Raw genomic sequence first — 13,145 nt, 5'->3', positions numbered from 1 at the left:
TTTATTTTTATTAAATTAACTCTTATTTATTCACTGCTACTAAGTAATGAGATAAGTTAACTTTAGCATTACCTCTTGCTCCATAATAGTTCGTATAATTTTTATATTTTTCTATAGTATAAAAAGAATCTACATAATCATCATCATTTGTATACCAACTATCTGGCATAGCTTGAATAATTGCGCCAGCAACTTGTCCTAAAGCGTTTACCCATGGCTGAGTTGCAACCGTTCCTATTATTTGAAAAACACCATTAACAATAGTAGATACTAAACTTTTGTAATTTACATTATCATCTTTTTCAAATAACTGTATGTTTGCTGCTTGATACTTATAATCATCCCAAAATAATAATATTTGGTTTGGATAATAATCTCTATCTTCATGATCTAAGTAGTACATTGGAATTACCTTAATTTCTGGTCTATTTTCTTCATCCTTAATTCCAGAAGTAATTGCATACACTTCAGCAGCTCCACTTATCCATGGTTCCTCATCGTCATTTAAACGAATTTTATCTAACTTTGTAGTTACTAAGCCTTCATTTTTAGCAGAATTAGCATTCAAATCCATCTTAGAGTTCTCAAATCGAGCATTTTGAACACCTTCTTCTCTTAAATATTTATTCATATACTCAACTTCTCTTTTTAAAGTTTCAAAACCATTAGTTTCAATAACAATAACTGATTGTTCTGGGGCTTTTTTAGGATCTAAATAAACAACTTCTTTGTTCATAGTAAACGCCTCTATAACCTTCCAATCTTTCTCATCCCCTTCAGGTTCAAAAGAGAATAACAAATCTTTAGAATTTATTTTTTTATTTGCGTTATGCATCCAAACTTCCAAAATTTCAATTTTATCAGCGTTTTCTCCTTTTGCAGCTTTCCTTTCTAAATTATTAGTTTTAGTTGATAAACTTTTAAAGGAAGAAGTTTCAGAAACAAAAGATGATGTTTTCTCTAAAATTGTTGTCATTGCTACACTAGGTTTCTGATTTGACAAAAGATCTAATGTAGTTTTTTTAAAATCTTGATTTCTCATCAAGTCAATAAATTGAAAAGCTACTTCTTTTTTATCTACCAAGTTTGGAGATAAAACAGTAGTTGAGTTTTGATTGTTAGTTGTTAAATCATCTGATGAATTACAACTTGTAATTAACATAGAGGCTAAGATTAGCTTTAATAGAATACGAGGGATTCTCATTTTTAAAATTTTTAATTTGGTTAATAATTAAACTTGCAAGCAAACATACAAAAAACACAACAAAACAATAAAAAAATGTTAATTTTTTAAATATTAACCATAAAAAAACAAAACTTAACTTAAAAATAAACACTAAAACACAAAAAAGACAAACAATTCAATAATAACGATAATAAAATTATTTTTTTACCATTTATAAATTATAACATGACGTTTTTCATTAATTTTATGAATTTACCAAAGTTAATTTTAACCTTTTTAAAGCCTTTTCACAAAACACACTATTAAATACTTTTATAAAAAAGAACAAAACTCACTATAAGGTACTTTTTAAGCATTTTGAGACACTTTTACCCAAAACCTTTTTTATTTACTTTTACAACAAAAACCTCTAAAAAACTTTATTTTAACATTAAAAAAATGTAAATTTGTAGAAATCATAATCGCTTATTGCGATTATTTTTTTGGGGGTAATCATCATTTTCATATAGTTCTTTGTATATCATTTTTTGAACTTTTGATGATTTTTTTAATAACTAAAATTTTAATTAACGCAATAGATATATGAGCGAAGAAAAAAAGCATAATTATTCCGCCGATAGTATTCAGGCTTTGGAAGGAATGGAGCATGTACGTATGCGTCCGTCCATGTATATTGGTGATGTAGGTGTTAGAGGTTTACACCACTTAGTATATGAGGTAGTAGATAACTCTATTGATGAAGCTTTAGCCGGGCACTGTGATGAAATTTCTGTTGACATTAATGAAGATAACTCGATAACTGTTAGAGATAATGGACGAGGTATTCCTGTTGGCTTACACAAAAAAGAAGGTGTTTCTGCTTTAGAAGTAGTAATGACCAAAATTGGAGCTGGTGGAAAATTTGATAAAGATTCCTACAAAGTATCAGGTGGTCTACACGGTGTTGGTGTATCTTGTGTAAATGCTCTTTCAGATCACTTAAAGGCTACAGTGCATCGTGATGGAAAAATTTGGCAACAAGAGTACGAAAGAGGTAAAACATTGTACCCTGTTAAAACTATTGGAGGAACTGATAAAACAGGGACAGAAGTAACTTTTGTTCCAGACAAATCTATCTTCCAACAAACAACTGAATATAATTACGATACGCTTGCTACTCGTATGCGTGAATTAGCTTACCTTAATAAAGGTATTACCGTTACTTTAACAGATAAAAGAGAAAAGGATGATGAAGGTAACTTTATTTCTGAAACCTTTCATAGTACTGAAGGGTTATCGGAATTTGTAAAGTATTTAGATAGTACTCGTGAGCAATTAACAGCTGGTGTTATAGCTATGGAAGGTGAGAAAAACGGGATTCCAGTTGAAGTTGCTATGGTTTATAATACTTCTTACTCTGAAAACCTACACTCATACGTAAACAATATTAATACTCACGAAGGAGGTACCCATTTATCTGGTTTCCGTCGTGGTTTAACTCATACCTTAAAAAAGTATGCAGATGAATCTGGCTTACTTAAAAATGTAAAATTTGAAATTTCTGGAGACGACTTCCGTGAAGGGTTAACTGCTATTGTTTCTGTTAAAGTAGCTGAACCTCAATTTGAAGGGCAAACAAAAACTAAACTTGGTAACCGTGAAGTTACCTCTGCAGTTTCTCAAGCTGTAGCTGAAATGCTAACGGATTATTTAGAAGAAAACCCTAATGATGCCAAAACCATTGTTCAGAAAGTAATTTTAGCAGCGCAAGCTCGTCATGCAGCTCGTAAAGCTCGTGAAATGGTTCAGCGAAAAACTGTGATGAGTATCGGAGGTTTACCTGGTAAATTATCAGATTGTTCCGAAACTGATCCTGCTGAATGTGAAATATTCTTAGTTGAGGGAGATTCGGCAGGTGGTACTGCTAAACAAGGACGTGATCGTAATTTTCAGGCTATTTTACCATTACGAGGAAAAATTTTAAATGTTGAAAAAGCAATGCAACATAAAGTTTTTGAAAATGAAGAAATCAAAAACATGTTCACCGCTTTAGGTATTAGCATTGGTACTGAAGAAGACCCTAGAGCCCTTAATTTATCTAAGTTACGTTATCACAAAGTAGTTATCATGTGTGATGCCGATGTAGATGGTTCTCATATTGCTACGCTTATTTTAACTTTCTTTTTCCGTTACATGCGTGAGATGGTTGAGCAAGGTTATATTTATATTGCGACTCCTCCATTATACCTTGTTAAAAAAGGTCAGAAAAGAGAATATGCTTGGGATGATAACCAGCGTGATTTAATTGTTCAAAAAATGGGTGGCGGTGCCTCTATCCAACGCTATAAAGGTCTTGGAGAGATGAATGCTGAACAGTTATGGGATACAACAATGAATCCTGAATTTAGAACACTTAGACAAGTAACTATTGATAACCTAACTGAAGCTGATAGAGTATTTTCTATGCTTATGGGAGATGATGTTCCACCCCGTAGAGAGTTTATTGAAAAAAATGCTAAATATGCAAATATTGATGCATAAAAACATACTATAAAAAAGTAAAAAGGAGTTATAATTTGATTTATAGCTCCTTTTTTATTGATAATCATTAAAATATTAGATTAAATATCTTTTAGATTCTTTTAAACCTAAAAAGTTTTTGTTAGCTTTGAGTATAACTAAACCTTTACTCGAAATGAAAAAAGCTATAACGTTTATTTTTTCCGTTTTTTTTATAACAATTAGTTCAAAAGCTCAAGAATTAGAAAATATTATCTTAGCAAAAGGGGATGCTGAAAAGCTTACTGAAGCCTATTTAAACCCAGCTATGAAAGGGTTAATTTACAGTATAAACGGAGGCTGGTATCATACTGCTAAGGTTCATAAAAAACTTGGTTTTGATATCACTATAGGTGCTAATGTTTCCTTTATACCTGAAAAAGATGAAATTTTTAATTTAGCTGCACTGAACCTATCTAGTAACTCTAATATTACTAATGCTGTTGCTACTTCTCCAACTGTAGCTGGTAGCCAATCTATAACTCCCGCAGAAGTAAAATTCACACTTCGTGACAATCAAGGAAATGAAATTGGTGAAGCCGATTTTGCGCTTCCTAAAGGTGTAAAAGAAGATCTTCCTGCCAATGCTGTTGCTGCTCCAGTAATTCAAGTTGGCTTAGGGCTTCCTTTTAAGCTTGAAGCTATGCTTCGTTATGTACCAAAACTAAAATTTGATGATGTAAAAGCTGGCCTTTTTGGTATAGGGTTGAAAAAAGAAATTACAGACTGGTTTGGGCCAATGGACAAAACACCTTTGCATGTATCTTTATTAGCTTCTTATACTAATATGAGTGCCGATTATTTAATAGAAAATAGAAATACTGTAAGTGTTAGTACTCAAAATGCTGCTGCTGAATTTGATTTAAACGCATACTCTATACAAGCAATAGCCTCTTTAAATTTCCCTATCATTAATATATATGGAGGTATTGGATATAACGGAGGAAGTACATCATTAGGAATGGTTGGAAGTTATACACTTTCTTATCAATCGAGCATTCCAGCTGCTCCTTCAATTCAAGAAACTATTACCAATCCGCTATCAATTAAAAACAAAACTGGTAGTTTTAATACTACTATTGGAACTAGGTTAAGCTTAGGTTTCTTTAAACTATTTGGTAGTTACACATTACAAGAATACAACACTCTTAATGCTGGTATTGCTTTTAGTTTCAGATAAAAAATTAGTATTAAATACATTATATAAAACACTAGAAAACCTTCTTGAAATTTCAAGAAGGTTTTCCTTTTTTATCCATATTCAAATCGCTATTTTTGTGCATCTTATTAATAATTTTCAATAAAAAAATATATAAAAATGAAAGTAACGGTTGTAGGAGCAGGTGCTGTAGGCGCAAGTTGTGCTGAGTACATTGCTATTAAAGATTTCGCTTCTGAAGTTGTTTTAGTAGATATTAAAGAAGGTTTTGCTGAAGGTAAAGCAATGGACTTAATGCAAACTGCTTCTTTAAATAACTTTGATACTAAAATTACAGGAACTACAGGAGATTATAGCAAAACTGCTGGTTCTGACATCTGTGTAATTACTTCTGGAATTGCTCGTAAGCCAGGAATGTCTCGTGATGAATTATTAGGTATTAATGCAGGAATTGTAAAATCTGTTGCTGCTAGTTTAATTGAGCATTCTCCTAATACTATTATTATTGTAGTATCTAATCCAATGGATACAATGACTTATCTAGTCCATAAGGCTACTGGTTTACCAAAAAATAGAATTATTGGTATGGGTGGAGCATTAGATTCTGCTCGTTTCAAATATCGTTTAGCTGAAGCTTTAGAAGCTCCTATTTCTGACGTTGACGGAATGGTTATTGGTGGACACTCTGACAAAGGAATGGTTCCTTTAACTCGTTTAGCTACTAGAAACTCTGTTCCTGTATCAGAATTTTTATCTGAAGAAAGATTAGAACAAGTTAAGCAAGATACTAAAGTTGGTGGAGCAACATTAACTGGTTTATTAGGTACTTCTGCTTGGTATGCTCCTGGTGCTGCTGTATCAGGAATGGTTCAAGCAATTGCTTGCGATACTAAAAAGATTTTCCCTTGTTCTGCTTTATTAGATGGTGAATATGGTTTATCTGGTTTATGTATTGGTGTTCCTGTTGTATTAGGTAAAAACGGTATTGAAAAAATCGTTGAAATTAACTTAAGCGATGCTGAAAAAGAGCATTTATCAGCTTCTGCTGATGCTGTAAAGAAAAATAACGAAGCGTTATCTTTCTAATTTTTCAGATCTTAAAAGCATATTTTCTAACCCGAATAATCTTATATTATTCGGGTTATTTCTTAAAAAGTGTTAAAACTCTTATGCCAATGTAAGAAAATGGAGAATTGCACGTCTTAATATTAGAGAAACATATCTTATGTTTCTTTTTCATAGTTTTTCATAGCAATTTTCCCACTTCTTTTTTGAAGTGGGTTTTGTTTTTTATCTTTCATCCCTTAAATGTTTTTTCCTTGAAAAAAATTATAGTTTCAGTAACTAACGATATTACTACTGACCAACGTGTAGCTAAAGTTTGTAATACTTTACATAATTTAGGATATGAAATTCTTCTTATTGGTAGAAAATTACCAACAAGTAAGCTTCTGAATAGAAAATACAAAACAAAACGATTTAACCTTCTGTTTAATAATGGGTTTTTATTCTATGCTGAATATAATATCCGTTTATTATTATTTTTACTTTTCACTAAAAAAGACCTTCTTTTTTCCAATGACTTAGACACTTTACTTCCTAACTTTATAATAAGTAAACTCCAAAGAAAACAACTTATATATGATAGTCATGAGTTATTCCCCGAAATTCCAGAATTGATTCAAAGACCCTTCGTAAAAAAAGTGTGGGAAAAGCTTGAAAGCATTATTTTACCTAAATTAAAGAATTGCTTAACGGTAAGTCAAAGTATTGCTGATTTTTATAATGATAAATATGAGACAGATTTTAAAGTACTGAGAAATGTTCCTGTAAAAAAGGAAGTACAAAAAGGTGTATTTCCTTTTGATACACAAAATAAAAAAATAATTATTTATCAAGGTGCTGTAAATCTAGGCAGAGGCATTGAGTTAATGGTAAATTCCATGCACTATTTAAAAGGTTTTATTTTTGTGATTGCTGGTGTTGGTGATGTTATAAATGAAATTAAAACATTAGTTAATGAAAAGAACTTAAATAATAGCGTTTTCTTTTTGGGTAGACTCTCACCTAAAGACCTAAAAAAAATAACTCCTTTAGCTGATTTAGGTATGAGCCTAGAAGAAGATTTGGGCCTAAGCTACCGCTATTCATTACCTAATAAGCTTTTTGATTATATTCAAGCTGAAATCCCTGTTATTACATCGGATCTTCCTGAAATGCGAAATATAGTTTCCTCCTATACTATTGGACAAGTTGTCATAGATAGAACTCCTGAATCAATAGCAAAACAAATTGAATCTATCACAAATGAAAACTATTCAAACAACTTGAAGAAAGCAAAAAATGAGCTTATTTGGGAAAATGAAGAAATTGTTTTAAAAAATATACTTAACAACTTGAAATAGCACTATTTTTTATATTGATGAGGGTTTTCTCTAATCCCTTTTTTAAAGATTTTCCGTACCGTTTTTCTTAATAAATTATCTGATTTTAAAACCAAATCTAACTTACGATTTTTAGAACCAACTCTAAACGTAGTCACATGAAAAGTATCTGTTGGTAATACTGGTGTGTCACTAAAGTAATAGTTAGATACACAACAACGAACAGCTTCTCCTTTAACCTTGCTTACTGAATGCCATGAATTTTGATGTGTAGCCATTACAACTAGTCTATTAAACTTGCTAATTATGGTTAATGGATCTTTACTTATTCCATTGGGCCATAACTCTAAATTTCCACCATTATTTATTTCCCATTCTGGTGTTACGTAATACAACAAATTAACAGCTCTCCATCTATTTCTATCCTTATCATGTGAATTATCTAAATGTGGATGTAAATAATTCTCTTTCCCCATTAAAGACAAACCTCCAGCATATAAAAATTCATCAGGTAACATATCTAACTTTCCGCATATTTCACCGACTATTTTCACTACCTTTTTATCTTGAAAAGCATAAATAAGTTCTTCTAACAAAGTATTATACTTATTCATTTGGTACGCAATATGCTTAAACTCTCTAATATCCTTTCTTTCTACAACGTGCTTCTCTCCTATTTTTGGAAAAACTGCATATACTACCTGAACCAATTCAACTGGTAATAAGTCATCAATAAAAAAATACCCAATTGTATCTTTAGATGCTGCAAACTGACTAGTTAATAATTCTTGGTTCTCCTTTAATTTATCGTAAATTAAATCGGCTATTTCCGTTCGTTGCAAAATAATGCGTATTAATTGTGGTTAAATATATTCATTTTAACTTTTAAAATCTATTTTTGTTATATCCATGAGCAAAAACCTTCATATAATTTCTTTTGACAACCCATATCCTCCTAAATATGGTGGTGTCATTGATGTGTTTTATAAAATAAAAGCACTATCAGATTTAGGTGTTGATATTCAACTACATGTTTTTGCTACAAAAAATAAGCAATCAGATATTGAAGTAACAAAATATTGTTCTCAAGTGTTTTATTATAAAAGAAATAATCCACTTTCTGCGCTCTTTTCAAAGCTTCCTTATAGGATAAAAAGTAGAACAAGTGCTACACTTTTACAAAGACTTTCAGAAAACCCCTTCCCTATTATTTACGAAGGGCTTCACTGCTGTGAGTCACTTCCTTTTGTTACCAATAATAAAACCTATGTAAGAACTCATAATATTGAACATACTTACTTTTATAGCTTGGCTAAAAGTGAAAAAAATATGTTTAAAAAGTGTTTTTTCTATGTAGAAGGCTATAAATTAAAATTATTTGAAAAGCATTTACACAAAGCTTTGGGGATTTTTAGTATTGCTCCGCATGAACAAGACTATTTTCACCAAGTTTATGGTAATAAATCAATTTACATTCCAGCATTTCATGAAGCTACAACTAATAATATGCTTCCTAGAAATAAAGAGTTTGTATTATACCATGGTGATTTACGAGTTTCTGATAATATAAAAGCCGCTCACTTTTTAATAGATGTATATAAAGAAAGTCCTTTTAAATTGATTATTGCTAGTAGTAATAGGGAAAGTTCTATTTTAAATAAAATTAAAAAATATGCTAATATCTCGTTTAAAAACATCCCTACTCAAAAAGACTTGAATATACTTTTTAAACAAGCACATATTAACACGTTAATTACTTTTCAAAAAACGGGTATTAAACTAAAACTGCTTAATTCTTTATACAAAGGGCGATTTGTTATTGCAAATACCCCTATGATTGAAGATACTGGTTTGGAAAACTTATGTAAATTAGCAAATACCAAAGAGCAAATTTTACAGCAAACTGCTCTGTTACTAACCAAAGAGTTTACCGTTGATGAAATAGAAAATAGACATAAAACCTTAACGAGTTTAAGCCCTAAAGAATCTGCCAAAAAAATAATCCAAACTATTTTTCAGGAGTAGTTGGTTGCTGTTGTTGTACCACTTCAAACAATTCTCCACCTTCACACTTTACTGTATTTTGCTTAAACTTAACAATTAATTGATAGTCATGCGTTGCCATAAAAATAGTTTTTCCACTTTTATGAATTTCATTTAGAAGCTCCATTACCTCTAGTGAAGTTTTAGGATCTAAGTTTCCAGTTGGCTCATCGGCTAAAATTAATTCAGGATCATTCAATAAAGCTCTTGCAATGGCAACACGTTGCTGCTCTCCTCCTGAAAGTTCAAATGTTTTTTTGTAGTATTTTTCTTTCATTCCTACTTTATCAAGAACTTGATGAATTTTATCCTTCATATCTTGTTTATTCTTCCATCCAGTAGCTTTTAAAACAAACTCCAGATTTTCAAATACATTTCTATCATTTAGCAACTTAAAGTCCTGAAAAACGATTCCTAATTTTCTTCTTAAAAAAGGAATGTCTTTTTCTTTCATTTTTTTTAAATCAAAACCTACAATACTCCCTAATCCACGTTGTAAACGTAAGTCTCCATATAGCGTTTTTAGTAAGCTACTTTTTCCACTCCCTGTCTTTCCTATTAAATAATAAAAATCTCCTTTATTTAGAGTAAAATTAACTTTAGACAATACCAAATTATCTCTTTGGTAGATATCTGCATTTTCTAATTGTAAAACAGGTACGCTCATAAACTAAATTTGTTTTTTACAAAACTAAAATTTTATTATTTAATTCTGCAACATTTCTTACTTTTGAATATTTATTCTTGCCAACAAATAACAAAAACTTACGTTATAGTTTTAGATAACTTAAAAATATGAGGATTAATTGTATCAAAAAACGCTATTTCTTTTTATTAATAATCACTTTTACTACCACTATTTTTTCGCAAAAAACGGCTTTCAACACTGCGGAGAGTGCTGATTACTACAAAGCTATGGAACTTTATAATAGTAAAGCTTATGCAGCAGCACAAAAGCTTTTTATTAAAGCTTCTAAGGAATCTGCTTCTCATAAGACTTTAAAAGCGGATGCTGATTACTATGATGCTATGTGTGCTATAAAGCTAAATCAAGATGATGCTAATTATAAGGTTTTAAATTTTGTTAAAAATTATCCGCACAATAACAAGAAGGATAACGCTTATTTAAATGTAGGGAACTACTATTTTGCTAACAGAAAAGCTTCACATGCTTTAAGATGGTATCAAAAGGTAAATGAAAAGTTGTTAAATCAACCAGCAAAAGATGAATTAAATTATAAAATGGGCTATGCTTTATTAGTTTCTAATTATTTAAAAGATGCTAAGGCTAGATTTAAAACTTTATTAGGAAATCCTATTTATGGAACAGATGCTCGTTATTACTACGGGTATGTTGCCTATAAACAAGAAAACTTTGGGGAAGCTGAAGATAACTTAAGTCAGTTAGCTAATGATGCTACTTATCAAGCAAAAGCCAATTATTATATTTTAGATATTAGTTTTAAAGCTGGAAGGTTTGATAAGTCTGTACAAATTGGAGAGAAATTACTAGAGACCTCTAAAGATAAAAAGGAAGTTTCTCAAATTTCTAAAATTATAGGAGAAAGTTATTTCAACTTAAAACAATATGAAAAAGCCATTCCTTATTTAAAAGCTTACAAAGGTAAAAATGGTAAATGGACAAATACTGATTATTACTATTTAGGCTATGCTTTTTATAAACAAAAGGATTACGAAACTGCTATTAATAACTTTAATAAAATTATTGGCGGAACTAACAAAGTTGCTCAGAATGCCTATTACCATTTGGGTGAATGTTATTTAGAACTTGACAAAAAAGTAGAAGCATTAAATGCTTTTAAAAATGCTAGTGAAATGGACTTTGATCCTAAAATTAAAGAAGGAGCTTGGTTAAACTATGCTAAATTAAGTTATGAACAAGGAAACCCTTATAAGAGTGTTCCTGAAGTGTTAAAAGAGTTCTTAGCAAAATATCCATACTCTTCTGCTAGTGCTGAGATCAATCAATTATTAATTACTTCCTATTTACATCAACAAGATTATGTAGGTGCACTTGCCTACTTAAATAGTGATAAGAAGAATCCTGAAAATCAAAAATTAGCGAATGAAGTTTCTTTATACAGAGGTATTCAGTTATTTAATGAACAAAAAGTAAAAGAGGCTAAACCTTTTTTTAATAATGCTACTAAAGCTGAAAATCCATCTACTACCAATCAAGCAAATTATTGGTTAGCTGAAACTAACTATTTATTAGGAAACTATAAAAATGCTTTAACACAATTTTTATTAGTAAAAGAAGATACTGTTCAAAATATTAATCAATTAGATTATAACATCGGTTACACCTATTTTAAACTGAAAAAATACACAGATGCTTCAAACCATTTCAAAAAGTTTTTAGCTAAAAATAGTGAAAATACAGATTTAAATGATGATGCTTCGAATAGATTGGGAGATTCTTTTTACGCTACTAAACAGTACAACCAAGCCATTGATGCCTATAAAAAAGTAATTGATGAAGGCGGAACTGGTGCTGATTATTCACAATACCAAACAGCTATGAGTTATGGTCTTTTAGGTAAAAGTGATGCTAAAATAAGTAGCTTACAAACCTTGGCTACCGATTATGTTGACTCACAATTAAAAGACGATGCTCTTTTTCAATTAGCAAATACCTATAGTAGTAAAAATAAAGTACAAAAGGCGCAAAACACATACAATACTTTGGTTACCAAACACCCTACAAGTAGCTATATTCCAAGTGTGTTATTACGTCAAGGGTTATTATATTATAACAATAACAACAGTACTAAAGCTTTGCAAAAGTATAAGGAAGTAGTTGCTAAATTTCCTAACTCGAATGAAGCTAAACAAGCCGTTACCAATGTTAAAAATGTATATATTGATATAGGAAAGGTAGATGTTTATGCTGATTGGGTTAAAAATGTAAAGTTTGTAAACGTATCTGATGCAGAACTAGACAACGCTACATATCAAGCTGCTGAAAATAAATTTTTAGAGAATAATCCTGAAAAAGCCACGGCTGGTTTCCGTAACTATTTACAGCGTTTTCCAAATGGTGTAAATGCTTTAAAAGCTCATTTTTATTTAGCACAGTCTTTACATAAATTGAATCAAAAACAGGAAGCTGCTCCGCATTATGCATATGTTACTAAACAAGCTAAGAGTGAATTTACTGAGGAGTCTCTGGTTAAACTTGCTCAAATTTATTTAGACAATGATGATTGGAAAAATGGTATGACTGTATTACAACAGTTAGAAAAAGAGGCGAATTACCCTCAAAATATCATTTTTGCTCAAAGTAATTTAATGAAAGGCTTTTATAAAGGTAAACAATATGATAACGCTATTACCTATGCCGAAAAAGTATTGGGTTATGGCAAATTAGATACTAAAGTAGCTGAAGATGCTCAAATAATTATTGCTAGAGCTGCTTTTGAAACAAATGACTTTATTACAGCGGAAGAATACTTTAACGAGGTTAATAAAAAAGCTACTGGTAAGCTAAAAGCTGAGTGTTTGTACTATAATGCCTTTTTCTTAAATGATCAAAAGGCGTATGAAGATTCTAATAAAGCTATTCAAGATTTAATTGCTAACTACTCTAACTATAAATATTGGGGAGTTAAGAGTTATGTTATTATGGCTAAGAATTATTATGCTTTAAAAGATGCTTATCAAGCCACTTATATTTTAGAAAGTATTATTAAAAACTTCCCTCAATTTAAAGATGTTATTGAGGAGGCTAAAAATGAGCTTACTTCTATAAAAAACAAAGAAGCTAAAACCAACGAATCAGTAACTAAACAAAACTAAATTTTGTTAAAAGCTA

The 13,145-nt window shown here is 30.5% G+C and carries 9 protein-coding genes; 6 read left to right on the top strand and 3 right to left on the bottom strand.

Features of this window, described 5'->3' with window-relative positions; genetic code table 11:
* Positions 1–22: 22 nt before the first annotated feature.
* Positions 23–1,204, bottom strand: coding sequence for a DUF3103 family protein (locus tag ABNT65_RS02840; RefSeq protein ID WP_348747116.1), 1,182 nt, complete (start codon positions 1,202–1,204; stop codon positions 23–25).
* Positions 1,205–1,768: 564 nt separating this feature from the next.
* Between ABNT65_RS02840 and gyrB the strand changes: the two genes are divergently transcribed.
* The 4 genes from gyrB (at position 1,769) to ABNT65_RS02820 (ending at position 7,288) form a co-directional block, all read left to right on the top strand.
* Positions 1,769–3,706 carry a DNA topoisomerase (ATP-hydrolyzing) subunit B gene (gene gyrB / locus ABNT65_RS02835; RefSeq protein WP_348701975.1) on the top strand — a complete coding sequence of 646 codons (1,938 nt, stop codon included), beginning with the start codon at positions 1,769–1,771 and terminating at the stop codon, positions 3,704–3,706.
* Positions 3,707–3,860: 154 nt separating this feature from the next.
* Complete coding sequence (locus ABNT65_RS02830) at positions 3,861–4,904, top strand: DUF6588 family protein (RefSeq protein WP_348747115.1); 1,044 nt, start codon at positions 3,861–3,863, stop codon at positions 4,902–4,904.
* A 138-nt stretch (positions 4,905–5,042) separates the two neighbouring features.
* Positions 5,043–5,969, top strand: a complete 927-nt coding sequence (gene mdh / locus ABNT65_RS02825; RefSeq protein ID WP_348736526.1) for a malate dehydrogenase — start codon at positions 5,043–5,045, stop codon at positions 5,967–5,969.
* 233 nt (positions 5,970–6,202) lie between these two features.
* Positions 6,203–7,288, top strand: a complete 1,086-nt coding sequence (locus tag ABNT65_RS02820) for a glycosyltransferase (protein WP_348736524.1) — start codon at positions 6,203–6,205, stop codon at positions 7,286–7,288.
* A gap of 2 nt (positions 7,289–7,290) precedes the next feature.
* Here the strand turns inward: ABNT65_RS02820 and ABNT65_RS02815 are convergent, their stop codons facing one another.
* The gene (locus ABNT65_RS02815; RefSeq protein ID WP_348747114.1) at positions 7,291–8,109 is read right to left on the bottom strand and encodes a 2OG-Fe(II) oxygenase; all 819 of its coding nucleotides are present in this window, start codon (positions 8,107–8,109) and stop codon (positions 7,291–7,293) included.
* A gap of 67 nt (positions 8,110–8,176) precedes the next feature.
* On the opposite strand from ABNT65_RS02815, the gene ABNT65_RS02810 reads away from it, so the two are divergent.
* Positions 8,177–9,292 (top strand): hypothetical protein, encoded by a 1,116-nt coding sequence (locus tag ABNT65_RS02810; protein ID WP_348747113.1) that lies wholly within the window; start codon positions 8,177–8,179, stop codon positions 9,290–9,292.
* On the opposite strand, the gene ABNT65_RS02805 is transcribed toward ABNT65_RS02810, so the two are convergent.
* Positions 9,276–9,977: a cell division ATP-binding protein FtsE gene (locus ABNT65_RS02805; RefSeq protein WP_348701981.1), complete on the bottom strand. Its 702-nt coding sequence runs from the start codon at positions 9,975–9,977 to the stop codon at positions 9,276–9,278. The genes ABNT65_RS02810 and ABNT65_RS02805 overlap by 17 nt on opposite strands.
* Before the next feature lie 128 nt (positions 9,978–10,105).
* Between ABNT65_RS02805 and ABNT65_RS02800 the strand changes: the two genes are divergently transcribed.
* Positions 10,106–13,129 carry a tetratricopeptide repeat protein gene (locus tag ABNT65_RS02800; RefSeq protein WP_348747112.1) on the top strand — a complete coding sequence of 1,008 codons (3,024 nt, stop codon included), beginning with the start codon at positions 10,106–10,108 and terminating at the stop codon, positions 13,127–13,129.
* The last annotated feature ends 16 nt before the right edge of the window (positions 13,130–13,145 follow it).

Source organism: Tenacibaculum sp. 190524A02b (genome assembly GCF_964036645.1).
Classification (GTDB): domain Bacteria; phylum Bacteroidota; class Bacteroidia; order Flavobacteriales; family Flavobacteriaceae; genus Polaribacter; species Polaribacter vairaonense.
Note: the sequence above shows the minus strand (reverse complement) of the source record. Positions and strands in the feature narration are given on the sequence as shown.

Coding starts and splice junctions, on each gene's coding strand:
- ABNT65_RS02840 (WP_348747116.1), bottom strand. CDS start 1,204: ATGAGAATCCCTCGTATTCTATTAAAGCTAATCTTAGCCTCTATGTTA.
- gyrB (WP_348701975.1), top strand. CDS start 1,769: ATGAGCGAAGAAAAAAAGCATAATTATTCCGCCGATAGTATTCAGGCT.
- ABNT65_RS02830 (WP_348747115.1), top strand. CDS start 3,861: ATGAAAAAAGCTATAACGTTTATTTTTTCCGTTTTTTTTATAACAATT.
- mdh (WP_348736526.1), top strand. CDS start 5,043: ATGAAAGTAACGGTTGTAGGAGCAGGTGCTGTAGGCGCAAGTTGTGCT.
- ABNT65_RS02810 (WP_348747113.1), top strand. CDS start 8,177: ATGAGCAAAAACCTTCATATAATTTCTTTTGACAACCCATATCCTCCT.
- ABNT65_RS02805 (WP_348701981.1), bottom strand. CDS start 9,977: ATGAGCGTACCTGTTTTACAATTAGAAAATGCAGATATCTACCAAAGA.
- ABNT65_RS02800 (WP_348747112.1), top strand. CDS start 10,106: ATGAGGATTAATTGTATCAAAAAACGCTATTTCTTTTTATTAATAATC.